General features: G+C 69.3%; 24 protein-coding genes and 1 tRNA gene. 19 read left to right on the top strand and 6 right to left on the bottom strand.

Annotation, left to right across the window (positions count from 1 at the left end; genetic code table 11):
- Positions 1–16: 16 nt before the first annotated feature.
- Complete coding sequence (locus J5X86_RS07195) at positions 17–799, bottom strand: dioxygenase (protein ID WP_119991011.1); 783 nt, start codon at positions 797–799, stop codon at positions 17–19.
- Between the two features lie 122 nt (positions 800–921).
- Between J5X86_RS07195 and J5X86_RS07190 the strand changes: the two genes are divergently transcribed.
- Positions 922–1,422 carry a MarR family winged helix-turn-helix transcriptional regulator gene (locus J5X86_RS07190; protein WP_208516138.1) on the top strand — a complete coding sequence of 167 codons (501 nt, stop codon included), beginning with the start codon at positions 922–924 and terminating at the stop codon, positions 1,420–1,422.
- 118 nt (positions 1,423–1,540) lie between these two features.
- Here J5X86_RS07190 and J5X86_RS07185 read toward each other — a convergent pair whose 3' ends face one another.
- Positions 1,541–3,049 (bottom strand): MFS transporter, encoded by a 1,509-nt coding sequence (locus J5X86_RS07185; protein WP_208515925.1) that lies wholly within the window; start codon positions 3,047–3,049, stop codon positions 1,541–1,543.
- A gap of 176 nt (positions 3,050–3,225) precedes the next feature.
- Positions 3,226–3,876, bottom strand: a complete 651-nt coding sequence (locus tag J5X86_RS07180; RefSeq protein ID WP_203348507.1) for a TetR/AcrR family transcriptional regulator — start codon at positions 3,874–3,876, stop codon at positions 3,226–3,228.
- Between the two features lie 289 nt (positions 3,877–4,165).
- Between J5X86_RS07180 and J5X86_RS07175 the strand changes: the two genes are divergently transcribed.
- A complete protein-coding gene (locus J5X86_RS07175; RefSeq protein WP_208515924.1) occupies positions 4,166–5,497 on the top strand; it encodes a M6 family metalloprotease domain-containing protein in 1,332 nt (443 codons plus the stop codon).
- On the opposite strand, the gene J5X86_RS07170 is transcribed toward J5X86_RS07175, so the two are convergent.
- Entirely contained in the window at positions 5,463–6,092 is a 630-nt protein-coding gene (locus J5X86_RS07170; RefSeq protein ID WP_208515923.1) for a TetR family transcriptional regulator, read from the bottom strand. The two genes, J5X86_RS07175 and J5X86_RS07170, sit on opposite strands and share 35 nt — an antisense overlap.
- Before the next feature lie 150 nt (positions 6,093–6,242).
- Between J5X86_RS07170 and J5X86_RS07165 the strand changes: the two genes are divergently transcribed.
- The 13 genes from J5X86_RS07165 (at position 6,243) to J5X86_RS07105 (ending at position 17,466) form a co-directional block, all read left to right on the top strand.
- On the top strand, positions 6,243–6,398 hold the full coding sequence (locus J5X86_RS07165) for a hypothetical protein (RefSeq protein WP_208515922.1): 156 nt from the start codon (positions 6,243–6,245) through the stop codon (positions 6,396–6,398).
- A gap of 5 nt (positions 6,399–6,403) precedes the next feature.
- Positions 6,404–6,682 (top strand): DUF4190 domain-containing protein, encoded by a 279-nt coding sequence (locus tag J5X86_RS07160; protein WP_208515921.1) that lies wholly within the window; start codon positions 6,404–6,406, stop codon positions 6,680–6,682.
- A gap of 103 nt (positions 6,683–6,785) precedes the next feature.
- Positions 6,786–7,847: an aromatic ring-hydroxylating dioxygenase subunit alpha gene (locus J5X86_RS07155; RefSeq protein ID WP_208515920.1), complete on the top strand. Its 1,062-nt coding sequence runs from the start codon at positions 6,786–6,788 to the stop codon at positions 7,845–7,847.
- Positions 7,844–8,029, top strand: a complete 186-nt coding sequence (locus J5X86_RS07150) for a hypothetical protein (RefSeq protein WP_208515919.1) — start codon at positions 7,844–7,846, stop codon at positions 8,027–8,029. Before J5X86_RS07155 ends, J5X86_RS07150 begins: the two co-directional genes overlap by 4 nt.
- Complete coding sequence (locus tag J5X86_RS07145; protein ID WP_208515918.1) at positions 8,026–8,994, top strand: PDR/VanB family oxidoreductase; 969 nt, start codon at positions 8,026–8,028, stop codon at positions 8,992–8,994. Before J5X86_RS07150 ends, J5X86_RS07145 begins: the two co-directional genes overlap by 4 nt.
- 152 nt (positions 8,995–9,146) lie before the next feature.
- Entirely contained in the window at positions 9,147–10,172 is a 1,026-nt protein-coding gene (locus J5X86_RS07140) for an ABC transporter substrate-binding protein (RefSeq protein ID WP_208515917.1), read from the top strand.
- A 61-nt stretch (positions 10,173–10,233) separates the two neighbouring features.
- Positions 10,234–11,136, top strand: a complete 903-nt coding sequence (locus J5X86_RS07135) for a siderophore-interacting protein (protein ID WP_208515916.1) — start codon at positions 10,234–10,236, stop codon at positions 11,134–11,136.
- A gap of 344 nt (positions 11,137–11,480) precedes the next feature.
- Positions 11,481–13,055 carry an aspartate aminotransferase family protein gene (locus tag J5X86_RS07130; protein ID WP_308124460.1) on the top strand — a complete coding sequence of 525 codons (1,575 nt, stop codon included), beginning with the start codon at positions 11,481–11,483 and terminating at the stop codon, positions 13,053–13,055.
- 26 nt (positions 13,056–13,081) lie between these two features.
- Complete coding sequence (locus tag J5X86_RS07125) at positions 13,082–14,389, top strand: lysine N(6)-hydroxylase/L-ornithine N(5)-oxygenase family protein (RefSeq protein WP_208515915.1); 1,308 nt, start codon at positions 13,082–13,084, stop codon at positions 14,387–14,389.
- Positions 14,386–14,985: a GNAT family N-acetyltransferase gene (locus J5X86_RS07120; RefSeq protein WP_208515914.1), complete on the top strand. Its 600-nt coding sequence runs from the start codon at positions 14,386–14,388 to the stop codon at positions 14,983–14,985. The genes J5X86_RS07125 and J5X86_RS07120 overlap by 4 nt, the downstream gene beginning before the upstream one ends.
- Positions 14,982–16,769, top strand: a complete 1,788-nt coding sequence (locus tag J5X86_RS07115) for an IucA/IucC family siderophore biosynthesis protein (protein ID WP_208515913.1) — start codon at positions 14,982–14,984, stop codon at positions 16,767–16,769. Before J5X86_RS07120 ends, J5X86_RS07115 begins: the two co-directional genes overlap by 4 nt.
- A gap of 163 nt (positions 16,770–16,932) precedes the next feature.
- Positions 16,933–17,005 (top strand) — tRNA-Arg (locus J5X86_RS07110).
- 113 nt (positions 17,006–17,118) lie between these two features.
- A complete protein-coding gene (locus J5X86_RS07105) occupies positions 17,119–17,466 on the top strand; it encodes a hypothetical protein (RefSeq protein WP_208515912.1) in 348 nt (115 codons plus the stop codon).
- Positions 17,467–17,557: 91 nt separating this feature from the next.
- On the opposite strand, the gene J5X86_RS07100 is transcribed toward J5X86_RS07105, so the two are convergent.
- Both J5X86_RS07100 and J5X86_RS07095 read right to left on the bottom strand, forming a co-directional pair.
- Positions 17,558–18,742, bottom strand: coding sequence for a tyrosine-type recombinase/integrase (locus J5X86_RS07100; RefSeq protein WP_308124459.1), 1,185 nt, complete (start codon positions 18,740–18,742; stop codon positions 17,558–17,560).
- A 54-nt stretch (positions 18,743–18,796) separates the two neighbouring features.
- The gene (locus J5X86_RS07095) at positions 18,797–19,078 is read right to left on the bottom strand and encodes a helix-turn-helix domain-containing protein (RefSeq protein ID WP_208515911.1); all 282 of its coding nucleotides are present in this window, start codon (positions 19,076–19,078) and stop codon (positions 18,797–18,799) included.
- Between the two features lie 477 nt (positions 19,079–19,555).
- Between J5X86_RS07095 and J5X86_RS07090 the strand changes: the two genes are divergently transcribed.
- The 4 genes from J5X86_RS07090 (at position 19,556) to J5X86_RS07075 (ending at position 24,161) form a co-directional block, all read left to right on the top strand.
- Positions 19,556–19,777, top strand: coding sequence for an AlpA family transcriptional regulator (locus J5X86_RS07090; protein WP_243979651.1), 222 nt, complete (start codon positions 19,556–19,558; stop codon positions 19,775–19,777).
- 679 nt (positions 19,778–20,456) lie between these two features.
- Positions 20,457–21,626, top strand: coding sequence for a DUF3631 domain-containing protein (locus J5X86_RS07085; protein ID WP_208515910.1), 1,170 nt, complete (start codon positions 20,457–20,459; stop codon positions 21,624–21,626).
- 181 nt (positions 21,627–21,807) lie between these two features.
- Positions 21,808–22,452, top strand: coding sequence for a plasmid mobilization relaxosome protein MobC (gene mobC / locus J5X86_RS07080; protein WP_208515909.1), 645 nt, complete (start codon positions 21,808–21,810; stop codon positions 22,450–22,452).
- Positions 22,452–24,161: a relaxase/mobilization nuclease domain-containing protein gene (locus tag J5X86_RS07075; RefSeq protein ID WP_208515908.1), complete on the top strand. Its 1,710-nt coding sequence runs from the start codon at positions 22,452–22,454 to the stop codon at positions 24,159–24,161. Before mobC ends, J5X86_RS07075 begins: the two co-directional genes overlap by 1 nt.
- Positions 24,162–24,241: the final 80 nt, after the last annotated feature.

Genomic DNA, 24,241 nt, shown 5'->3' with positions numbered 1-24,241 from the left:
TCACCGAGCGTCCCACTCACCCCAACTGCACCGACCGCTTCGCCAACCCCATCCAGAAGCCGTCGATCACGCTCCGCTGGCTGCCCAACTCCGCCTCTGCCGCGCCCAGCGTGACGAACAACGGCGCGAAGTGTTCGGTGCGCGGATGGGCGAGCCGTCCCGCCGGGGCCGTGTGCTCGAAGTCCAGCAGCGCGTCGATGTCCTGGGCGTCCAGGGCCCGTTGCCCCCAGTCGTCGAACTCGGCCGACCAACTGGGCGGCGTCGGGCCCCTCTGCCGCATCGCGGCCAGGTTGTGGGTGAAGAAGCCGCTGCCGACGATCAGGACGCCCTCGTCCCGCAGCGGCGCCAGCTTCCGCCCGATCTCCATCAGCTTCCGCGGGTCGAGGGTCGGCATCGAGACCTGCAGGACCGGGATGTCGGCCTCCGGATACATCTCGACCAGGGGCACATACGCCCCGTGGTCCAGCCCCCGATCGGGGATGTCCTGGACCGGGGTACCCGCCGTGCGCAGCGTCTTACGGATCCGCTCGGCGAGCTCGGGGGCACCCGGCGCGGCGTACCGCACCTGGTAGTAGTGCTGGGGGAATCCCCAGAAGTCATAGACCAGAGGCACCTGTTGGGTGGCCCCGACCGCCAGGGGCGCCTCCTCCCAGTGGGCGGAGATCATGAGAATGGCCTGGGGCCGGGGCAGGCCCGCGGCCCAGGCGGCGAGCTGTCCGGGCCAGACCGGATCGTCGGCGAGCGGCGGAGCACCATGACTGAGATAGAGGGCGGGCATACGCCCGTCGAGCGCGGACATGAAGTCTCCTCGGCAGAGCTCGACAAGGTACTTGAAGTCTCAAGCAACCGACGGCATCACTGTACCGCACACTTGTTTAAAGTTCAAAAAGTGTTCTCTAGAATGGACGCGTGGACGACGCCATGAAGACCCCCTCAGACACCGACGAACCGCGTTGGCTGACCGATGACGAGCAGCGCAGTTGGCTGGCGTATGTCCAGGCGAGAATGCTTCTGGAGGATCACCTCGACCGCCAGTTGCAGCGCGACGCCGGCATGCCCCACGTCTACTACAGCCTGCTGGTGAAGCTCTCCTGGGCGCCACGCCACCGCTTGCGGATGACCGAGCTGGCCGAGGCCGCCAAGATCACCCGATCCCGGCTGTCCCATGCCATCGCGCGCATGGAGAAGGACGGCTGGGTCCGACGCGAGGACTGCCCCGACGACAAGCGCGGGCAGAACGCGGTCCTCACCGACAAGGGACTCAAGGTACTGGAGGAGACCGCCCCCGGCCATGTGTCCGCCGTGCGGATGGCCGTCTTCGACCGGCTCACCCCCGAGCAGGTCGAGCAGTTCGGCACCATCTGCCGGATCATCGCGGACGGTCTGCAGCCGGAGGGCGCCGACCTCCCCTGGCTGCGCTGACGCCCCCGCCCCAGCACGCCGGGGACCGAACGAGCGAAGGACGGACGAAGGCCCCGCTCCCCCAGGATTCTCCCCAGGGGAACGGGGCCTTCGCCCTGCTGCGAACTACCTCAGCGCGTCAGTGCGCCATGACCGGAATGGCGTCCTCCGCCGCTCCTTCATCGGAGCCGGCGACCGTGCCGCCGCCTCCCTGATGTCCGGCGTTGACCATCGTGATGGCGATCACCCCGGCCAGCACCAGGATGCCGACCGCCCACCAGATGGCGGCGGTGTAGCCGTGCACCATCGACTGCAGCTCCAGCGCCGTGCGGGAAGGGGCGCCCGCCGCATGCGACTTGGCGTACGCGGTGGTGGCGCTCGCCGCGATGGTGTTCAGGAGCGCGGTGCCGATTGCGCCGCCCACCTGCTGCGAGGTGTTGACCATCGCCGAGGCGACACCCGCGTCACGCGGCTCGACGCCATGCGTGGCCAGGCTCATCGCCGGCATGAAGGCGGTACCCATACCGAGGCCGAGGAGCAGGAACCCGGGCAGGATCAGCGCGGGGTACGAGGTGTCCAGGTCGATCTGGGTCAGCAGCAGCATGCCGACCGAGGCGACCAGGAAGCCCGGCCCCATCAGCAGCCGCGCCGGGACCCGGGTCATCAGCCGGGCGCCGATCTGCGTCGAGCCGGTGATCATGCCCGCGACCATCGGCAGGAAGGCGAAGCCGGTCCTGACCGGGCTGTACCCCTTGACGACCTGCATGTAGTAGGTGAGGAAGAGGAACAGGCCGAACATGCCGATGATGGCGAGGCCCAGCGAGGCGTAGACACCGCCCCGGTTCCGGTCGGTGATCACGCGCAGCGGCAGCAGCGGCGCCTTCACCCGCGACTCGACGGCCACGAAGGTGATCAGCAGCACGGCCGCGGCGACGAACAGACCGATGGTCAGGCCCGCGGACCAGCCGTCGGACTCGGCGCGGGTGAAGCCGTAGACCAGCGAGACCAGACCCGAGGTGGCCAGGAGCACACCGGGGACGTCCAGCCGGGAGGTGTTGCGGCTCTCCACCGGGTCGCGGATCACGGCGACCGCGCCGATCGCGGCGACGATGGCGAACGGGATGTTCACGAAGAAGGTCCAGCGCCAGTCCATGTACTCGGTCAGCACACCGCCGAGGATCAGACCGACGGCACCGCCACCACCCGCGATGGCGCCGAAGACACCGAACGCCTTGGCGCGCTCCTTGGGGTCGGTGAACATCACCGCGAGCAGCGAGAGCGCGGAGGGGGCGAGCAGCGCGCCGAACACACCCTGCAGCGCACGCGCGCCCAGCAGCACGCCGGTGTTCAGCGCGGCGCCGCCGATGGCCGAGGCGGCGGCGAAGCCGGCCAGGCCGACGATGAAGGTCTGCTTACGTCCCCACAGGTCGGCGATCCGGCCACCGAAGAGCAGCAGTCCGCCGAAGGCGAGGGCGTAGGCCGTGATGACCCACTGCCGGTTGCCGTCGGAGATGCCGAGGTCGGCCTGGGCGCTGGGCAGCGCGATGTTCACGATGGTCGCGTCGAGTACGACCATCAGCTGGGCGAGGGCGATGAATATCAGCGCTTTCCAGCGCCGGGGATCCACGAATTGTGCCGTTTCAGGCATGGGCGAGCCTACCTAGCGGTGCGGAGAGTGATAAATGGGACGAGTGGGGCCGGTCGAAGTCAGGCCGGCGCAAGCCGTTGGGTAACAGGTAGCGAGAGGCGTCGACGCACGCACAGAAGACTTGTGAACGCGCGCGAAATAAGCGGTGCTCCGGGATCGGCCGGGTGCGATCTATGTCACGGCCGGTGCTGCAGATCCTCCAAGGTCACGGACTTGCCGGGTAGTTCGGAGCGCGCCGGGGCCTGCAATCCGTCCAGGAACAGCTGCAGATGCCGGTGCACAAAGGCGTCGAAGTCCACACAGAAGCTGCCGGGCAGCGGCCGGGTGAGCTGGTTGAGCGCGACCATCAGATCACCGACACCGATGTCGGTTCGCAGTCGGCCGTCGGCTTTCGCGGCCCCCATCAAGGCCTCGACACCGGCGGACAGACGGTCGCGGACGGCTATGAGATCAGGGTGCTCCTTGTCGAGGCCGTCGGAGAGCAGAAGGCACAGCGCGCCGATGCGCTCGTCCGCCGCGGCATGGACGAAGCGCCGCAGCGCCGAGAAGGCGTCCGCCTCCTCGGCCAGGGCGGATTCGGCCTGGTCGGCGACGCCGGACATCACCGAAAGCGCCACATGGTGGATAAGCTCACGGCGGTCCGTGAAGTGCCGATAGATCGTGGCATTCCCGACCCCCGCCCGTCGAGCGATTTCATCGAGGGGGATATGAGCCCCGGATTCGACGATCACCTCTCGGGCGGCCACGACAATACGCTCCCGATTGCGCAGGGCGTCCGCGCGCAGCCGGGGCTGCGCGGACTTCGCGGTCATCGTGTCGGCGGCCATGACAGCACTCCCTTCCGCGTACGGCATCCATGCGTACGGTTCTCCGGCGGCTTGGTGGCGACACCAGGCCCCGGCCCAGACGTTCGAGCTTCAACATTTCCGGGGAGTCAGTCCCCGTTTATGCGGTCATCGGGTTAAACGGGGGATCACTCCCCGGAATTTCCGCGTCCGCAGGTGACCTGCCTCACACCTGTCCGGCGCCCCCCGCCGCCCGGACGGAGCAGGTCATTCCCCCACTCGGCGGCACCCCACGAGCGCCCCGGCCCGTGCCGTCACACCGTGGTCGGCAATGAGGCAGACGCATGGGACCACCCGCCACCGCATACGAATACGCCGGCCCCGCAGAGGCAGCGCATTCGCCACTGCCGCCGTGCTCACGGTGGCGGTGGTCGCCCCGGCGGCGACTCCGCGCCCCGCATCCCCCGCACCCCCCGAGCTGGCCCCGGCACCCTCCGGACGGCCGGCCTTCGGTTCGCTCGCGCCCTGCGCCCTCGCCTCCGGCCGGGGGCTGCAGATGTCCGAGGGCATACCCACCAGCCGCGGCTACAGCCGCAGCACCGGCACGGTCCACGCCCTCAACCTCATGGTCGACTTTCCCGATGTGCGCGGCCAGGGCACCGCCCGCCAGCGCTTCGAGGAGTTCTTCCCCCAGACCACCCGGTGGTTCGCGCAGAGCTCGTACGGACGGCTGGACTACCGCCCCGAGATGCCGATCAGCCACTGGCTGCGGATGCCCCGCTCGTTCCGCGCCTACGGCATCAAGCGCGGCAGCCCCTTCGACCCGGGCTATCGCAAACTGGTCGCCGACATCGCCAAGGCCGCCGACCCCAAGGTCGACTTCCGCCGCTACGACCTGGTGAACGTCCTGGTCACCCCGAACGCCGGGCCGCCCGCCGCGCATGCCGTGCTGTCCGTCACCTACGCCGACAACCAGCAGGCCCCGACCGCCGACGGCGTGCCGCTGGCCAATGTCTCCTTCGTCTACAGCCGCCAGGACGACGGCTCCGGCTCGCTGCGCCGCACCGGCTTCCGCGTCCTGCCCCATGAGAACGGCCATGTCTTCGGGCTGCCCGACCTCTATACCCGGGGCGGCGGCGACAAGGCCGGCCACTGGGATGTGATGTCCGAGGACTGGGGGGCCGGCAACGACCTGCTGGCCTGGCACAAGTGGAAGCTGGGCTGGCTCGGCCCGCGGCAGATCGCCTGCGCCGCCCGCTCCGGGGTCTTCGCGCACGCCCTGTCCCCGCTGAGCCGCCCGGAGGGGACCAAGCTGGTCTTCGTCCCCGTCTCGCCGTCCACCGGCTATGCGATCGAGGCGCGCGCGACCGGCGGCAACGACGAGGCCATATGCAAGCCCGGTGTGCTGATCTCCCGGGTGGACACCGGTGTCGACTCCGGTGGCGGCCCCGTCACCATCATGGACTCCACCCCCCACGGCCGCGGCTGCACCCGGGAGCGCAATGTCCACCCCGGGCTCAGCGACGCGCCCTACGCGCCCGGCGAGACCTTCCACGCGGAGACGAACGGCCTGCGGATACGCGTCCGCGTCACCGGCCGGGACGCGGCCGGGGACTTCGGCGTGGAGATCACCCGTCGCGCCAGTGCCGGCGCCCGAGGCTGATCAGCATCAACTGCTTGCGCGCGGTGTCGGCGACCCGCCGCTCCAGCCGCGGATGATCCGGCTGCGCCTCCAGGAACGCCGTCGCCGTCATCACCATGTGGTCCACATACAGCTCCGCAAGCATCCGGACATCTTCCGGCGGCCAGTCCTCGGCCGAGAGCCGCGGACAGAAGTCGGTGGCCACCTCATCGGCGAATCGGTCCAGCTCGGCGGCGATGGCCTCGCGCACCGCACGCACCCCGCCATGCCGCTCACGTGCGATGAAGCGGATATGCGCGGGATAGCGGCGGACATGCTCGGCGACCGCCTCGACGGTGGCGTCGATCCGCTCCTCGTCACCGTCCTGACCTGCGAGTATCGCGCCGATCATATGGTGCAGGCTGCCCAGGGACTCCTCGACCAGCGCGACACCGAGATCGCTCAGATCCCGGAAGTGCCGGTAGAAGGCGGCCGGCGCCACCCCCACCGCCCGCGTGACCTCACGCAGCCCCAGACTGCTCAGGCTCTGGTCCTCCAGCAGCCGCAACGCCGCGTCCATCAGGGCGCGCCGGGTCTTCTCCTTCTGGGCCTGCCGGACCCCGCACCTGTGACTCATATCATTCAGTAAACAGCTGTTCGCTGAATTTCTCCAGGCCCCGGCAGGGTACTCTGGAACTCGGTGAACAGTTGTACTTCCAACTGTTCACCGAACAACGTCCACCCGCACGCCAACCGCATCCGGATCGTCACTTCGAGAGAGGCTCACATGCTCTTCATCGTCGCGGCACTCGCCCTGATGGGAGTTCTTCTGGGGGCGGCGGCGCACACTCCGCTCCCCCTGTTCCTCGCCGCCGCGGGCGCCATCACCGCCTGGCTGCTGATCTTCTTCATCCGCGAACGCACCGGGCACAAGGGGAGCTGAGACCCATGGCACTCACCGCACCGTCCCGCACCTCACCCATCCGGGCGCGCAGGGACGCCGATGGCATGGCCGTCGCCTCCTTCGTGCTCGGCCTGATCGGCCTGCTGCTCTTCAACGCGGTCTTCGGGCCCTGCGCGATCGTCCTGGGGACGCTCGCGCTCGCCCGGGAGACCCACCGCAGGGGCCGGGCGCTGCTCGGAATCATGCTCGGCATCGCCGACGTGGCCCTGCTCATCGTCCTGCTGACGCTGAATCAGTCCGTCTTCTGGCAGTTCGGGAGCTGATCCGCCCGGCGGTCCACCGACGCGGCACGCCTCCCCGCACGGCCCTTCCACTCAGTGGAAGGGCCGTTGCCCGTACGTGACGGGCGTCACCACGCTGGCACGCATGACCGCCTTCGCGAGAAACCAGTGGTACGTCGCCGCCTACGGCCGCGAGATCGGCCGGGAGCTGCTGGGGCGCACCATCCTGAACGAGCCCATCGCCTTCTACCGCGCCGAGTCCGACGACACGGTCATCGCGCTCGCCGATCGCTGTGTGCACCGCCGCTATCCGCTCACCGCCGGTCGTCTCGACGGCGACACGGTCGTCTGCGGCTACCACGGCTTCACCTACGACACCGGCGGCACCTGTGTGTTCGTACCGGGCCAAAAGCGCGTCCCGCGCACCGCCCGGGTCCCCTCCTATCCCGTCGTCGAGCAGGACTCGCTGGTGTGGGTGTGGATCGGGGACCCGGCGCTCGCCGATCCCCGCTCGGTGCCGCGCGCGCCCTGGCTGGCCGATCCGCGCTGGACGACCGTGGGCGGCATGGAGCCGATCGACGCCGACTACGGCCTGCTGGTGGACAATCTGCTGGACCTGTCCCACGAGACGTATCTGCACAGCGGCTATATCGGCACCCCCGAGGTCGCCGAGACCCCGATCACCACGGAGGTCGACGAGGGCGCGGGCGTCGTACGGGTCAGCCGGCATATGGACGACGCCGAGTGCCCGCCGTTCTACGCCCGTTCCACCGGGATCGACGGCCGCATCACCCGCTGGCAGGACATCGAGTACCACGCGCCCTGTCTCTATCTACTGCACAGCCGGATCGCCCCGGCCGGGGTGTTGCCGAGGCCGGACGGCTCCGACCCGGACGCCTTCCATGTGGAGATCACCTACGCCATCACCCCGTCCACCGACCACCATGTGTACGACTTCTGGGCCGTCTCACGGGACTTCGCGCAGGACGACGAGGAGGTGACCACCTTCCTCCACGACCTCAACCGGACCGTGGTGCTGCAGGACGTGGCGGCGCTGAACCTGCTCCAGAAGGCCCTGGACACCGAGCGCGAGGGCTATCAGGAGCTCAGCATCAACATCGACACCGGCGGTCTGGCCGCGCGCCGCATCCTCGCCCGCCTCGCCGCCGAAGGAGAGCGGACCGCGGCCGTGGCGGCGTCCCCGTGAGCGGCGCCCCCACGGCCGAGGTGTACCGGATCGACTGGCTGCCCGGCACCGATGTGCTGCACGGGGTCTGCCACTGCGGCGCCGAGCGCACCGCCGAGGACCCGGTCGAGCTGTGGCAGTGGATGCTCACCCATCCCACCGGGCACCATCCCGCCGACCACCGTAAGGAGACGACATCGTGAACCCCGGCGGCGAGTACGAGGACACCCTGCTGGTGGCCCGCCGGGAGGAGGTGGCCTCGGACGTGGTGGCGCTCACCCTGCGTCATCCGTCGGGCCGTGAACTCCCCGACTGGGAGCCCGGCGCCCATCTCGATCTCGTCCTCGACCCGGGCCCGACCCGGCAGTACTCGCTGTGCGGCGACCCCGCCGACCGCGCCTCCTGGCGGATCGCGGTGCTCCGCGCACCCGCCGGGCGCGGCGGCTCCGCCCGGGTGCACGAGACCCTCACCGAAGGGAGCAGGGTGCGGGTGCGCGGCCCGCGCAACCACTTCGCGCTGCGCCCGGCGGCCCGCTATCTGTTCATCGCGGGCGGCATCGGCATCACTCCCCTCCTTCCCATGACGGCCGCCGCCGAGGCCGCGGGCGCCGACTGGCGGCTGCTGTACGGCGGGCGCACCCGTGCCTCGATGGCGTTCGCGGACCAGCTCGCCGCCCGTTACGGCGGCAAGGTGCGGCTGGTGCCGCAGGACGAGGAGGGGCTGCTCGACCTCGCGCCGTATCTCGACGCCCCGGCCGCCCCCGGCACCCTCGTCTACTGCTGCGGTCCCGAACCGCTGCTCCGGGCCGCCGAGGAGACGTGCCGCGGATGGCCGGACGGGGCCCTGCGCACCGAGCGCTTCCAGCCCCGTACGGACACGGCGGGCGCCGAACCGGCGGGCGGGGCCTTCGAGTTGGTGCTCACCCGCTCCGGGCTGACCCTCACCGTGGAGCCGGAGCGCAGTGTGCTGCGCACAGTCGAGGCGGCGGGGGTACCGGTTTTGTACTCCTGCGAGGAGGGCACGTGTGGTACGTGCGAGACGGATGTCGTCGAAGGAGAGGTGGACCACCACGACTCCGTGCTCACCGGCGAGGAGCGGGCCTCGGGCGAGACCATGATGATCTGCGTCTCACGCTGCCGTGGCCCCCGATTGGTGCTGGACCTGTGAATCCGCCCTGAACCGCCGCGTGAGCCCCTCGATGTGAGGTTCGGAACGACCCCACCCACTGGACAACCAGGTTGGTTAGGCTAACCTAACTACGTCCTCGGGTTGCCGTCCCGCGAACCACGCCCCCGTATGCATCGAGAGAGAGCACCTTCATGCGCCAGGCCAGAGCACTCCCCCTCTCCCGCCGCGGTCTGCTCGCCGCGGGCGGCGCCCTCGGACTCGGAGCCCTGGTCACCGCCTGTGGCGACAACGGCGGTTCGGGCTCCGGTGGCGATGACGGCGGCGGCTCCTGGTCGTTCACCGACGACCGTAAGAAGAAGATCAGCCTCGACGGCCGGCCCCAGCACATCGTCGCCTACATCGCCGCGGCGGCCGCGCTCTACGACTTCGGCATCGAGAAGCAGATCACCGGCGTCTTCGGGCCGACCACGCTGAAGAACGGCAAGCCGGACGTCCAGGCGGGCGACTTCCCCGTCGACCAGGCCACCTCCCTCGGCAACACCTGGGGCCAGTTCAACGTCGAGAAGTACGCCTCGCTCAGCCCCGATCTGCTGATCACCAACATGTACGACCCGGGCGCGCTCTTCTACATCCCGGACGACAGCAAGAAGAAGATCCTCCAGCTCGCCCCCAGCGCCGCCATCACCACCGGCCGGGTCTCCATGCTCGAGCCCATCAAGCGCTACGCAGCGCTGGCCGAGGCGCTCGGCGCCGACCCGAAGGCCAAGAAGGTCACCGACGCCAAGGCGCGGTTCGAGAAGGCATCCGAGACGCTGCGCAAGACCGTCAAATCGCACCGGATCAAGGTCATGGCCTGCTCCGCCAGCGCCGACCTCTTCTATGTCTCCAACCCGAAGATCAGCGCTGACCTGATCTACTTCAGCGAGCTCGGCGTCGACTTCGTCGTCCCCGAAAAGCCCGACAAGGGCGGCTACTTCGAGAGCCTGAGCTGGGAGAACGCCGACAAGTACGACGCGGATGTGCTCTTCCTCGACAACCGCACCGCGACCCTCCAGCCCGGGGCCCTGACCTCCAAGCCGACCTGGTCCAAGCTCGCCGCGGTCAAGGCCGGCCAGATCACCCCCTGGAGCAGCGAGCCGCGCTTCTCGTACGCCGGCGCCGCCCCGCTCGTCGAATCCCTCACCAAGGCCATCCAGGACGCGAAGAAGCTCAGCTGAACGGTCAGCGCGACCGGCCGGCCCGGCCTCCCCACGGCAAGCGAAGGGAAGACCCCCTGCCATGACCACCGCAGCCACCACCACCGCCACGGCAGCCACCACCGCCACCACCGCCATTCCGTTCCGATTCTTCGACGCGCGGGTCGTACGAACCCGCCCGCTCGGACCGTCCATGGCACGGATCACCTTCGGCGGCGCCTGTCTGAAGGACTTCACCAGCGGAGGCCGCGACCAGCGCTTCAAACTGTTCCTGCCGCACCCCGGCCAGAGTGCCCCGGTGGTCCCGGTCGAGGCGGGGGAAGGCTGGTTCGCCACCTGGCGGGCGATGGACCCGGCCGAACGCGGCATCATGCGCTCGTACACGGTGCGCCGGCAGCGCCGCGACCCGCACGAGATCGACGTGGACTTCGCGCTGCACGACGACAGCGGCCCGGCCGCCCGCTGGGCCGCGCGCGCCGAGGCGGGCGACCGCGTGACCCTGCTGGGCCCGGCCGTGGAGGACAACGGCGGTGTCGACTTCCGGCCGCCGTCCGGCACCGACTGGGTGCTGATCACCGGCGACGAGACCGCGCTGCCCGCCATCGCGGGCATCCTCGAATGGCTGCCCGCCGACCTGCCCGTCAAGGTGTGGCTCGAGGTCCAGCACGCCGAGGACATGCAGGAGCTGCGCACCGCGGCGAAAGCCGAGATCACCTGGCTGGTCCGGGACGCCGTGGCCTCCGGCACCCCGCGCTCCGCGCTGCTGCGGAACGCGGTGGGCACCACCGAACTGCCCTCCGGTACGCCGTACGCCTGGATCGCGGGCGAGGCCGGGACCGTCAAGGAGCTGCGCCGCCATCTGGTGCGCGAACGCGGCTTCGACCGCAAGGCCGTGACCTTCACCGGCTACTGGCGCCTGGGCACCTGCGAGGAACAGCTCGTCGAGGAAGCCGTGTCGGGCACCAGCCCCGCGACCGACGACTGATCCCACGACTGACCCCAGCGCCGTACCGGACCGGATCGTCACCACCGAGTCCGGAATCCGGAATCCGGAATCCAAAATCCCCACAGCTGAATCCTCATAACTGAGTCCCCACAACCGAACCGCCATAACCGAATCCCGCTACGGGACCGCGAAAGACCGACCGCTGGACGACGGGCGGCCAACCGCTCGGCGCGCCCCCACGCGCCCTGTCGCCGCGTCCAGCGCCCCCGCACGCCCATCAATCAGGCCGTCAGGCCGCGGGCCGAGGGTCGCCTCGCTCCCCCACCAGCCGCATGCCCGCGCCCTCCGCACGCCCGCATGCTCATTTCCAGAAGGGACAGACCGTGAGTTTCCTCGCGCAGACCGCTGAGGACCCGTCACCGGAGCCGATACCCGGGGCGGCGGATGGCAGGGCCCACCTGTTCAACGGCCGTACGGCGGAACGCTATCGGCGCTCCGTGACCGACGGCGTCGGCCTGGTGGCCTCCACCGTCGCCCGCACCGAGCGCCCCTTCACCGGCGTCACCCCCGCCGAACTCGCCCCCGAGGTCTCCGGAATCGACCTGGAGCGGCCGCTCGGCGATCCGGACGCCGCGCTCAAGGAGCTGGAGAGCGTCTACCTCAAGGACGCCGTCTACTTCCACCACCCGCGCTATCTCGCCCACCTCAACTGCCCCGTGGTGATCCCCGCACTGCTGGGCGAGGCCGTCCTCTCCGCCATCAACTCCTCCCTCGACACCTGGGACCAGAGCGCCGGCGGCACCCTCATCGAGCGCCGGCTGATCGACTGGACCACCGAGCGCATCGGCCTCGGCGAGGCCGCGGACGGCATCTTCACCAGCGGCGGCACCCAGTCCAATCTGCAGGCGATGCTGCTCGCCCGCGACGAGGCGTGCACGCTGGTCGAGAAGGAGGCCGCCGCGGGCGGCGAGACGGTCGCCAAATCCGCCATCCTGCCGCGGCTGCGCATCCTCACCTCCCAGGTCAGCCACTTCTCCATCCAGAAGGCCGCCGCCATCCTGGGGCTCGGCTACGAGGCCGTTATCCCGGTTGCCTGCGACCAGGACCGCCGGATGCGCACCGTCGCCCTCGCCCATGAGCTGAACCGCTGCCGCCGTGAGGGCCTGATCGTCATGGCCGTCGTGGCCACCGCGGGCACCACCGACTTCGGCTCCATCGACCCGCTGCCCGAGATCGCCGAGCTGTGCGACCGGCACGGCACGTGGATGCATGTGGACGCCGCGTACGGCTGCGGACTGCTGGCCTCCCCCACCCGCCGCGGGCTGCTCGACGGCATCGAGCGCGCCGACTCGGTGACGGTGGACTACCACAAGTCCTTCTTCCAGCCGGTCAGCTCCAGCGCCGTGCTGGTCCGCGACCGTGCCACGCTCAGCCACGCCACGTACCACGCCGACTATCTCAACCCCGAGCGCAGCGCCCGGAACCTCATCCCCAACCAGGTCGACAAGTCCATCCAGACCACCCGCCGCTTCGACGCGCTCAAGCTGTGGCTGACGCTGCGGATCATGGGCGCGGACGCCGTCGGCGCCCTCTTCGACGAGGTGGTGGACCGGGCCGCCGAGGCTTGGGCCCTGCTGGACACCGATCCGCGCTACGAGGTCGTCACCGAGCCCCAACTGTCCACGCTGGTCTTCCGCTACGTACCGCCGTCCGACGGGCCGGGCGACCCGGACCTCGTCGACCGGGCCAATCTGCACGCCCGCGAGGCGCTGGCCGCCTCCGGTGCGGCGGTCGTCGCCGGAACCGTCGTCGACGGCCGTCACCACCTCAAGTTCACCCTGCTCAACCCGGAGACCTCGCTGAGCGACATCGCGTATGTCCTCGACCTCCTCGCCGAGCACGCCGGTCAGTACCTGGCCCTGCACATCGAGCCCGAACTCAGCTCGCGCGCCAGTTGAGCCCCCTCACCCCGCCGGAGACCCTCGTGCCCACCCCGCACACCCATGACTTCATCGCGGTCGGGCTCGGCCCCTACAACCTGGGCCTTGCCTGCCTGACCGAGCCGATCGAGGAACTCGACGGGCTGTTCCTGGAGAGCAAGCCCGAGTTCGACTGGCATCCGGGCATGCTGCTGGACGGCGTCACCCTGCAGACCCCGTTCATGGCCGACCTGGTGACGCTGGCCGACCCCACCTCCCCGTACTCCTTCCTCAACTACCTCAAGGAATCCGGGCGGCTGTACTCCTTCTACATCCGCGAGATCTTCTATCCGCTGCGCGCCGAGTACAACGACTACTGCCGCTGGGCCGCCGCGAAGCTCTCGTCCGTCCGCTTCGGCCACGAGGTGACGAGCGTCGAGTACGACGAGGCCGACGGCCTCTACACGGTGCGCGCCCTGCGTCCCGCCACCGGCGAGACCAGCACCCACCGCGCCCGCCATCTGGTCCTGGGCACCGGCACCCCGCCCTTCCTCCCCGAGGTGTGCCGCGGCCTGGACGGCGATCTGGTACACAACATGGACTACCTGGGGAACAAGGAGACGCTGCAGTCCAAGGAATCCATCACCATCGTCGGCAGCGGCCAGAGCGCGGCCGAGATCTACCAGGACCTGCTCGCCGACATCGACACCCACGGCTACCGGCTGAACTGGGTGACCCGCTCCCCGCGCTTCTTCCCGCTGGAGTACACCAAACTCACCCTGGAGATGACCTCGCCCGAGTACGTGGACTACTTCCACGCGCTCCCCGAGGACACCCGCTACCGGCTGGAGGGTGACCAGAAGGGCCTGTTCAAGGGAATCGACGCCGACCTCATCAACGGCATCTACGACCTCCTCTACCAGAAGAGCGTGAGCGGCCCGGTGCCCACGCGGCTGCTGACCAACACCGCGCTCACCGACGCGGAGTACGACGATCTGTCCGGCACGTACACCCTGGGGCTGCGCCATGCGGAGCAGCAGCGGGACTTCTCGCTCACCACCCACGGGCTCGTCCTGGCCACCGGCTACCGCTACCAGGTGCCCGCCTTCCTGGACCCCGTACGCGACCGCATCCGCTGGGACGGCCACGGCCGCTTCGACGTCGCCCGCAACTACAGCATCGACACCACCGGGCGCGGCATCTTCCTCCAGAACGGCGCCACCCACGCCCACAGCCTGACCTCCCCGGACCTGGGCATGGGCCCGTACCGCAACTCGTGGATCATCCGTGAGCTGCTGGGGCGGGAGCACTACCCGGTGGAGAAGTCCATCGCCTTCCAGGAGTTCGGCGCACCGGAAGGAGCCATCGCATGACACCGTCGCCGGTTTTCGAGCACACGGACGCGCGCCTGGGCACCTTCACCCTGCGCACCCTGGACCCGGCGGCCGACGCCGGGCTGCTGCACGGCTGGGTGACCCACCCCAAGGCGTCCTACTGGATGATGCAGGGGGCGGACGAGGCGGAGGTCGCCGCCGAGTACCGCAGGATCCACGAGCATCCGCACCATGACGCGTTCATCGGCCTGCACGAGGGACGCCCGGCGTTCCTGGCCGAGCGCTACGACCCGTCGCGGGTGGAACTCGAGGGGCTCTACCCCGCCCGGCCCGGCGACGTCGGCATGCACTTCCTCTGCGCGCCGACCGACACCCCGGTGCACGGCTTCACACTGGCCGTGATCACCGTCGTCATGGAGTTCTGCTTCGCCGATCCGCATGTCCGGCGCGTCGTCGTCGAGCCCGATGTGCGCAACGCGGCGGTGCACGCGCTCAACGCGGCCGTCGGCTTCGAGATCGTCGAACGGATCGCCAAACCCGAGAAGGACGCCTACCTCGGCGTCTGCACCCGCGAGCGGTTCGAGGCCGCCCGCACCGCCCTCGCCGCCCGCGCCGTTCAAGGAGTGACCCGATGAGCCCCCGCGACGCCGTCGCCCACCTCACCCCCGATCTGTGGGACCGGGCGGGCCGCCTCCTCATCCGTAAGGCCCTCGCCGAGTTCACCCACGAACGCCTGCTCGCCCCCGAGCTGGGCCCCGACGGCCGCTACGCCGTGACCAGCGACGACGGGGCGGTGACCTACCGCTTCGCCGCCCAGGTGCTCTCCCTGGACCACTGGCTGGTCGAGGCGGACAGCATCACCCGCCACGACCGGACCGGCGCCGAACTCCCCCTGGACGCCCTGGACTTCTTCATCGAGCTGAGCGAGCGGCTGGGCCTGAGCGAGGACGTCCTCCCCGTCTACCTCGAGGAGATCAGCTCCACCCTCTCCGGTACGGCCTTCAAACTGGCCGCCGAACCGATGGGCGCCGCCCAGCTTGCCAAATCCGGCTTCCAGGAGATCGAGACGGGGATGACCGAGGGCCACCCCTGCTTCGTCGCCAACAACGGCCGTCTCGGCTTCGGCATCCATGAATACCTCTCGTACGCCCCCGAGACCGCGAGCCCCGTCCACCTGATCTGGCTCGCCGCCCGCCGCGACCGCTCCACCTTCACGGCCTCCGCGGACCTGGACTACGACGCCCTGATCCACTCCGAACTGAGCGAGCAGACCCGGGCCCGCTTCGCGCAGACCCTCACCGACCTCGGCCTGGACCCGGCCGACTACCACCTGCTGCCGGTGCACCCCTGGCAGTGGTGGAACAAGCTGTCGGTCAGCTTCGCCGCCGAGGTCGCCCGGCAGTATCTGGTGTACCTGGGCCCCAGCGACGACGAGTACCTCGCCCAGCAGTCGATCCGCACCTTCTTCAACACCAGCGACCCGACCAAGCACTATGTGAAAACCGCGCTGTCGGTCCTCAACATGGGCTTCATGCGGGGCCTGTCCGCCGCCTACATGGAGGCGACCCCGGCCATCAACGACTGGCTGGCCGGCCTGATCTCCGCCGACGACACCTTCCGCTCCTGCGGCTTCTCGATCATCCGGGAACGAGCCGCCATCGGCTACCACCACCGCCAGTACGAGGCCGCCACCGCGAAGGGCTCCCCGTACCGCAAAATGCTCGCCGCCCTGTGGCGCGAGAGCCCCGTCCCGACCCTGGAACCCGGCCAGCGCCTGGCCACCATGGCGTCCCTCCTCCACACGGACCCCGACGGCGCCTCCTTCGCCAGCGCCCTCATCGAGGAATCCGGCCTCACCCCCGCCACATGGCTGCGCCGCTACCTGGACGCCTACCTCACCCCGGTGCTGCACAGCTTCTACGCCTACGACCTGGTCTTCATGCCGCACGGCGAGAACGTCATCCTGGTGATCGAGGACGGCGCCGTCCAGCGCGTGATCTTCAAGGACATCGCCGAGGAAATCGCCGTCATGGACCCCACCGCGGCCCTGCCCCCGACCGTCGAACGCATCCGCGTGGACGTCCCCGAAGACAAGAAACTGCTCTCGATCTTCACCGACGTCTTCGACTGCTTCCTCCGCTTCCTCAACGGCATCCTGGTCGCCGAGGGCCTCCTGGAGGAGGACACCTTCTGGCAGACGGTCGCCGACTCCGTCCTGGCCTACCAGCGATCCACCCCCCACCTCGCGGACAAATTCGCCCAGTACGACATGTTCACCGAGGACTTCGCCCTCTCCTGCCTCAACCGCCTCCAGCTCCGCAACAACCGGGAGATGGTCGACCTCCAGGACCCGGCGGGGGCGCTCCAGCTGATCGGCACGCTGAGGAACCCGATCGCCGAGTTTCGGGCGGAGGGCTGAAGCGTCCGGAGGCCCTTGGGGTGCTTCGGGCCGGGGCTTCGGGCCAGGGGCACCCCGGGCCCGAGCCTTCGGCGGCCCGGAGCACCCGAAACGATCCAAGTGCGCGACCCGCTACACTGTGGCGGTGCGACGCGGCGGCACCACCATGCCGCCCTGACGCCGGGCCTCCGTAGCTCAGGGGATAGAGCACCGCTCTCCTAAAGCGGGTGTCGCAGGTTCGAATCCTGCCGGGGGCACAGCAAAATGCCTGGTCAGAGGCCCTTCCGTCCAACGGGCGGGAGGGCCTTCGTACTCGCAGCACACATATGGCACACATGCCGCTGCGAGCAGCGGTGGGGAGCTGTGCGAAATGCCCGCAAAGGACGAGCTGGCCCGTCGCCGGTACGAGAAGCTGGTTGATCGGCTTGAGTCGCTGATGCGGGGCGCTCTGAAGCCCGAGCACGAGGGCTACTACGGACAGCTGATCCTCGGCGCGGACGATCTTGCAGAGATGGGCGAACTCAAGGACGTCCGGCGTGCCGCCAGGGAGGCGGGACGGCGCCTCGACTGGAAGACGACCACGCACCTCGTCGGCGGGAGGCTCTTCGTGCTCGACGAGCGCGAGGTGCCCGAGAGGATCGAGCGGTTGGCTGGGGATGCGGCCGCTGCTGCGATGGACCGGTTCTGGGAGGAAAGCCGCCGGCCGCGACTGACCTGATCCACGGCAGAGACGCAAGGGGCCACCCCACCGCTCAGCGCGGTGGGGTGGCCCCTTCTGCTACGGCTCCCCGGCACGGATCAGGCACACATCACGCGGAATCTTCCTCCAAGGCCGCCACCATCTCGGCGGCCTCGCGAGCCTTCCTCTCCGCCTTCTCCAGCTTGGTCTTCGCCTTGGCCAACTGCTTGGCGCGGCGCTTGTGCATCTTCTTCGAGACCTCGTCCAGGCGGTCCGGGAACAGATGCCCATACGTGTCCAAGGTCAGCGTCGCGGACTTGTGGCCCAGCATCGTCTGTACGACGTTGACATCTGCCCCGCTGGCGATGGCGAGCGAGGCTGCCGTGTGCCTCAGCTTGTGCGGGGTGACCTTGAGGTGCCCCAGCCCGGCCTTCACGACCGCCGGCGCGAAGAATCGCTGACGGAAGTTGCGGGCTCGCAGCGGCCCGCCCTGCGGGGCGGTGAAGAGCAAGTCGTCATCCCTCCGCCCCTGGACGTATGGCTTCAGCACGTCGGCCAGGAACCGCGGGATCGGTACGGACCGGCGCTCGTGGTTCTTAGGGGTGTCGAGGTAGAGCTTGCCGTTGTCCTCGACGTACGCCTCCACGATGTGAGCCCGGCAGGCGTCCAGGTCGACACGCCCCACCTTCAGCGCAGACGCCTCGCCCCAGCGCAGGCCGGTGTAGGCCAGCAGCAAGATGAACACCCGGTAGGTGCCTGACGCGTTGGCCAGGGCGTCGACCTGCATGTCGTCGAGGTACACGTGGTCCGCCGGCATCGCCTTCGGCAGGGGCACGCCGACAGCCGGGTTGACCGCCAGACGACGAGCCTTGACCGCGTAGCCGAGAACGCGGCTGAGGACGACGTATGCCTTGCGGACCGATCGAGGGCTGAGCTTCCTGCCGCCGGTCGCCTCGCCGGACAGCAGATCCGCGAGCCACTCCGCGATGTCCTCGAAGTGGATGCGGTCCAGCGGGGTGGTGCCCCACTTGGGGATCACATGGACGTCGAGAACGCCGCGGTAGCGGGCTCGGGTTGAGCGCTTGAGGTGGAGCTGGGCGGCCAGCCAGGACTCCGCCGCCTCGGCGAACTTCACCCGCGCGGCTGCGGGATCGCGGTAGGAGCCGTCGTTGAGACGCGCCTCCATCCTTGTCCGCTCCGCCTCGGCGTCGACCTTGCGGGCGAAGGTCTTCATCTTCGGCTTGCCATCTGGGTCGTACCAGCGCACGCGGTAGCGCCCTGGTGGCGTACGCCCCGCGCTCTTGGCTTCCGCCACGGCGCGCACGTAGGCCGCATGCCCTATGCGGTCCTCAATCCAGACCCGCGCCAACTAGCACCCCCTCCGGTCATCACTGGACACCGAGGGAAGCGGCAGGAGCAGGGTCGCGGGAGATACGCCGAGCGCGGTGGAGAGGGCAACAAGGTCGTCTACGTCGCAGCGGTGGTGGGCGCGTTCGGTGCGGCTGAGGGCGGTGTTGGCCAGCGGGTGGCCCAGTGCGGTGCAGCGGGCGGCGAGCTGGTGCTGGGTCAGGCCGCGCACGAGGCGTAGGCGCTCGATGGCGCGGGCGGTGCGGAGGCCGGCGGGTCCTATTTCGACAGGTCGGTTGGGCATGACAGATAGCTGTAACTTGCAGCCGGCCAGCATGGCAAGAGTTAGTTCTTAAACTCTCCAAAAGACGTCCGGGGGCGAAGTGGTGTTCGTCTCGTCGAATTCCGATACATCACGAGCCGTTTTAGCAGAGAGGTTGTGCTACCTTCCCTCCGCGTCAAAAATGTGGGCGATTTGAGCGGCTATTGGATGCGGTGTCCGGTGGGCCGGCCGTGTCGCTGCTGACTGCTGGATGCCACCTCTGAGCTGCCGAGGTATCGGATTCCGGCACCTCAGACGGCCGCTCCTCCGCAGAAAATTTCGGATTCCGCGGGAGCGATTTCGGCAACCGGGGATCCGCCCTTACTGTTTTGGTCTTCCCCAGCCACGCCACGGGAAGTAGCCGGGAGTTCAGAATCCACTCTGGATGCTTCCGCTGGCGGTGTGGCCGTGTTGTCCACGCCTGCCATCCAAAACCCTGATTCCGATATGGAGACCTCATTGCCGAACCATTCCCCGCGCCTTGCCGGCGCCGAGCGTGACCAGCTCGCCACTCCCACCGACGTGGCCGCCTACCTCGGGGTGCCGGTGAAGACGCTCTACCAGTGGAAGTACCGGGGCATCGGCCCCACCGTCCACAAGGTCGGCCGTCACCTGCGCTACCGCTGGCGGGAGGTGGACGCGTGGCTGGACACCCAGAGGTCGTACGACCTCACGGCCTGACCCAGCGCCCGGCGCGGACAACGGAACGGCCCCCGGCGCGCCAACGCCGAGGGCCGAAGACTTCCCAACTGATCGCCGCTCCCTGAACGAACGAACTGGTGAGGGGCGGGACCTTGCCCGTCCTGCCCCTCGCCGGAGAGGAACGCCTATGGAGGACTCTACGTCCCCCAGCACCACGAACACCTCCCCCACCGCCTGGCCCACTCCCGCCGTCCCCGGCGAGGGCATCCCCTGGCGCAACCGGGATCAGGCGGACACACGGTCCCCTGCGTCGGGGACCGTCGAACACCCCGCGGATCTGGAGGCACGCAGGGACCGTCCCCAGCCGTCTACCGATGCCGCTGTTGGGGACCGTCCCCGCGACGTGCCCGCTGCCCGGTCCCCGCACGTCCCGGTCCCCGTATCGACATCCGGCGCAAACTCGCAGGTCAGCGGCGTGAAATCGGGGACCGGTCCCCAAGAGGCTGCCGCTGCACCAGGGGACCGCGATGGGGACCCTGAGCACGGTCCCCGCCAGCCGCTGGGGACCGACAACCCCGTGGCGGGAACCGCACAGCAGGAGGGGACCGGTCCCGTCGACGCATGGGAACCAGATCACGGGACCCGCTCCTGGCCTCCTTCGGGACCGGCAGGCCCGGGGGAACAGGGTTCCGGTCAGGGTGCGGAACTGCTGGATGAATTGCGGGCGGCGATCGGCAAGTACGTCGTGCTGCCCAGCGACGAGGCTCTGACCGCCGTCACCCTGTGGGTGGCGGCCACGCACATCCAGAGCGTTCTGCAGCACGCGCCGCGTCTGGCGGTCGTCGGGCCGACGAAGGGCTGCGGCAAGTCCCGGGTGCTGGACGTGCTTCACGAGACCGTCCACCAGCCGATCATGACGGTGAACATGTCCACGGCTGTGCTCTTCCGCGTCATCGGCAAGAACCCACGAACGATCCTGGTGGACGAGGCCGACACCATCTTCGGCCCCAAGGCTGGCGACAACGAGGAACTGCGCGGCCTGCTGAACGCCGGACACCAACGCAACCGGCCCGCCTGGCGCATCTCCGGTCCGGAGCACAAGCCGACCCCGTATCCGACCTTCGCCATGGCCGCACTGGCCTCGATCGGTGACCTCCCCGACACGATCACAGACCGGGCAGTCGTGCTCCGCATGCAAAAGCGCAAGCTTGGCGAGAAGGTGACCCCGTTCCGCTCGCGCCACGCCACACCAGAGCTGAACACGCTGCGGGACAAACTGGCCGCCTGGCTGGGACCGCTGCACGGCACGGCCGGCCGCATGGCGCCGACGATGCCGGTGGAGGACCGGGCGGCGGACACCTGGGAACCGCTGGTCATCATCGCCGACCTGGCCAGCGACCACTGGCCCGCGAGCGCCCGTGCGGCCTGCGTGGCGATGACCCGGTTCGAGGCCGTCCAGGACGAGCAGACCAACCTGAAGACACGGCTGCTGCGCGACATCCACCGCGTCTTCGAGGCACACGGCAACCCCGAAGCCCTGTCCAGCCTGGATCTGGTCACCGCCTTGCTCCAGGACCCCGACGCCCCCTGGGCGGAACACGGCACCAAGGGACTCAACGCCTACCACCTGGGCAGCATGCTCCGGGACTTCGAAATCCGCCCGGCCAACTACCGTTTCGACAAGGGCAGGCAGGCCAAGGGATACGCCCGTAACCGGTTCCTCGACAGCTGGGCCCGGCACTGCCCCGACCTCACCGAGACGGCGCCCGCCCCCGCGCACGACGCCACACCCGCGCGCCCGGCCCGGGGCAAGCCGCCCACCGCCCCGGCGGGCTCGCTGCCCATCGGTCGGCCCGGCGGCCCTGCTGGCCCTAAGCGCGGCCGCTGACCCACCTTCCCCTGGGTCCGTATCACTGCGTCGCATCCGTCCCCGCGCAGGTCAGCGCGGGGACGGATGTCCTCACCGGGACGGACTTCTCCGTACCTGCCCGAATGTCCGTACCTGCCCTGACCAGGCATGGGACGCATGCGACGCACGTGACACATCCCTTCACCACCGGAGCACCCCCATGCACGAACAGCACCACGAACTCCCCACAGCTCAGCAGCAGACGCACACCATCTCAGCCCCGGACAGCGCAGCAAGGTATGGCGTTGGACCGTCCAAGGGCCGGTCCAACGCGGATGCCTCCGCCCCGGGGGTGGCGGAGGACCTCGGGCACCAGGGGGTGCCCGAGGAGGAACAGCCCGCCGACGCGCCCGAGCAGTCGCCCGTCGTCCGCGCCGACGATGCTCTGCGGCGAGTCGCCCGCCGTCGTGCCCGCGAAGACGTCCAGCGCAAGGAGCGTGTCGATGTCCGCTACAGCGTCGATGAGAAGGACGCGATCATGGCCAGGGCTGGGGAGATGGAGATCGCCGGCGCCCATCTCGTCGGCGCCCTGGTCATGGCTTACCTCGAAGGCAACCTCCGCCTCCCCGGCCAGCGCACCCAGTTCGACGACGTGATCGACGAGCTCTCCGCCCTACGCGCGCAGGTCGCCGCGATCGGCAACAACGTCAACCAGATCGCGTTCCGCCTCAACTCCGGAGGCGACCCACGCCCTGTGGACACCACCGTCCTGGCCCGGGCGGAGCGCACCTTGGACACCGTCCGCGTCACGATCCAAGACATCGCAGCGGTCATGAACCACGCCGTCTCCGCGAAGGCGACCTGATGATCGCGAAGATCAGCAGCGGCAAGGACACCGCCGGCCTGATCAGGTACCTCTACGGTCCCGGCCGGGCCAATGAGCACACCGACCCGCACCTGGTCGCCTCCTGGGACGGCTTCGCCCCCGACCCCGGCCGCAGCAACAACTTCAACGCCACCAGGAAACTCCTCGTGGCAGACCTCGACCTACGCCTCCACCAGGCCAAGCGCCTCGGCCGAGCGCCGAAGCAGCACGTGTGGCACTGCTCCCTGCGCGCATCCCCCGAAGACCGGATCCTCAGCGACGACGAATGGGCCGCGATCGCCCGCCGCATCGTGGCCGCCACCGGCATCGCCCCCGAAGGCGACCCCGACGGCTGCCGCTGGATCGCCGTACGCCACGCACAGGACCACATCCACATCGCCGCCACCAAGGTCCGCGGCGACCTGCGCACCGCCCGCCACTGGAACGACTACCTCACCGCCGACAAAGAACTCGCCACCGTCGAGAAGGACTACGGCCTCCACCAGGTCATACGCGGCGACCGCACCGCCGCGAAACGCCCCACCCGCGCCGAGCAAGAGAAGGCCCGCCGCACCGGCCACCAGCGGGCCGCCCGCGAGCGCCTGCGCTCCACCGTCCGCACCGCGGTCTCCGTCGCCACCAGCCCCGAAGAATTCCTGGACATCCTCACCCGCACCGACAGCGTGCAGGTGGACATCCAGTACTTCCCCTCCGGCGAGATACGCGGCTACAAGGTCGCACTCGACGGCGACACCAACGCCGCAGGCGACCCGATCTGGCACTCCGGCTCCAAACTCGCCCCCGACCTGTCCTTCCCCAAGATCCGCGAACGCCTCACCGACCTCGACACCCCACCCACCACCACACCGGAAAACCACCGCCGCCCCAACCCCTGGCACCAAGCCACCGCAGCCGCCGAACGCATCCCCCACCGCCTCGCGCAAGCCGACGACGCAGCCGCCCAGGCCCACATCGCCGCCTTCGGCGAAGCCCTCGACGCCCTGCCGATACTCGCCCCCAAGAACCTCCGACCCCAGCTCCAGCAAGCCGCCATCACCCTCGAACGCGCCACCCGCTCACGCATCCGCGCCCAACAGGACCAAGCCCGAGCCCTGCGCAGCGCCATCCGCGCACTGCGCACCACACCCATCACAGAGGACGGCACCGGCCTCGCGATGTTCCTCGACGTCGCCCTCCTGGTCGTAACCGCAGCCGCCCACTGGCACCAGCTCCGCCAACACGACCAACAGGTCGCCGCCGCCCACCAGACCCTGGCTCATCTCCAGACCGCCTACCAGCAAGCAGCTCGCACACCGCTGGCTACCCTTGCCCAGCGTCAGCCCCCGGCGCACACCATCGAACGGCACGCCAAGCAGATCCGAACCGTCGTACCCGACTACGCGGAAGAGGTCCTCGAGGACCCCGCGTGGGCAGCACTTGCCACCGTCCTCACCGAAGCCGAGACAGCCGGCCATGACCCCGAACGTCTTCTGCAACACGTCGCGCGTCAGCGCACCCTGGATGACGCCCACTCGGCCACACATGTCCTCACCTGGCGCATCCTCCGCCTCTCCCAGAGGCAGGCACCCAGCGCTCGGGCGCGGGCGGCCCAGAATCGGTCCACCATGCGGAGCGTTCCGTCGCCAGCGGAGGTGTCACCTGCCAGGACCGTGCAGGGATGGCCTGCTCCTCGTGGACCACGCCGGTAGGCCGCTGGGGGGCACTGCCCAATAGTCCTGGCAAGTTCGGGCAAGTTCCTGGCTAGGCAGCCGAGTCACGGGCAAGCTCT

It is taken from the genome of Streptomyces sp. NEAU-YJ-81, from assembly GCF_017592595.1.
Classification (GTDB): Bacteria; Actinomycetota; Actinomycetes; order Streptomycetales; family Streptomycetaceae; genus Streptomyces; species Streptomyces hygroscopicus_B.
Note: the sequence above shows the minus strand (reverse complement) of the source record. Positions and strands in the feature narration are given on the sequence as shown.

What these genes read in the sequence shown, in the direction of transcription:
- J5X86_RS07195 (WP_119991011.1), bottom strand. Translation starts at nt 799, where the DNA reads ATGTCCGCGCTCGACGGGCGTATGCCCGCCCTCTATCTCAGTCATGGT.
- J5X86_RS07190 (WP_208516138.1), top strand. Translation starts at nt 922, where the DNA reads ATGAAGACCCCCTCAGACACCGACGAACCGCGTTGGCTGACCGATGAC.
- J5X86_RS07185 (WP_208515925.1), bottom strand. Translation starts at nt 3,049, where the DNA reads ATGCCTGAAACGGCACAATTCGTGGATCCCCGGCGCTGGAAAGCGCTG.
- J5X86_RS07180 (WP_203348507.1), bottom strand. Translation starts at nt 3,876, where the DNA reads ATGGCCGCCGACACGATGACCGCGAAGTCCGCGCAGCCCCGGCTGCGC.
- J5X86_RS07175 (WP_208515924.1), top strand. Translation starts at nt 4,166, where the DNA reads ATGAGGCAGACGCATGGGACCACCCGCCACCGCATACGAATACGCCGG.
- J5X86_RS07170 (WP_208515923.1), bottom strand. Translation starts at nt 6,092, where the DNA reads ATGAGTCACAGGTGCGGGGTCCGGCAGGCCCAGAAGGAGAAGACCCGG.
- J5X86_RS07165 (WP_208515922.1), top strand. Translation starts at nt 6,243, where the DNA reads ATGCTCTTCATCGTCGCGGCACTCGCCCTGATGGGAGTTCTTCTGGGG.
- J5X86_RS07160 (WP_208515921.1), top strand. Translation starts at nt 6,404, where the DNA reads ATGGCACTCACCGCACCGTCCCGCACCTCACCCATCCGGGCGCGCAGG.
- J5X86_RS07155 (WP_208515920.1), top strand. Translation starts at nt 6,786, where the DNA reads ATGACCGCCTTCGCGAGAAACCAGTGGTACGTCGCCGCCTACGGCCGC.
- J5X86_RS07140 (WP_208515917.1), top strand. Translation starts at nt 9,147, where the DNA reads ATGCGCCAGGCCAGAGCACTCCCCCTCTCCCGCCGCGGTCTGCTCGCC.
- J5X86_RS07135 (WP_208515916.1), top strand. Translation starts at nt 10,234, where the DNA reads ATGACCACCGCAGCCACCACCACCGCCACGGCAGCCACCACCGCCACC.
- J5X86_RS07120 (WP_208515914.1), top strand. Translation starts at nt 14,386, where the DNA reads ATGACACCGTCGCCGGTTTTCGAGCACACGGACGCGCGCCTGGGCACC.
- J5X86_RS07115 (WP_208515913.1), top strand. Translation starts at nt 14,982, where the DNA reads ATGAGCCCCCGCGACGCCGTCGCCCACCTCACCCCCGATCTGTGGGAC.
- J5X86_RS07105 (WP_208515912.1), top strand. Translation starts at nt 17,119, where the DNA reads ATGCCCGCAAAGGACGAGCTGGCCCGTCGCCGGTACGAGAAGCTGGTT.
- J5X86_RS07095 (WP_208515911.1), bottom strand. Translation starts at nt 19,078, where the DNA reads ATGCCCAACCGACCTGTCGAAATAGGACCCGCCGGCCTCCGCACCGCC.
- mobC (WP_208515909.1), top strand. Translation starts at nt 21,808, where the DNA reads ATGCACGAACAGCACCACGAACTCCCCACAGCTCAGCAGCAGACGCAC.
- J5X86_RS07075 (WP_208515908.1), top strand. Translation starts at nt 22,452, where the DNA reads ATGATCGCGAAGATCAGCAGCGGCAAGGACACCGCCGGCCTGATCAGG.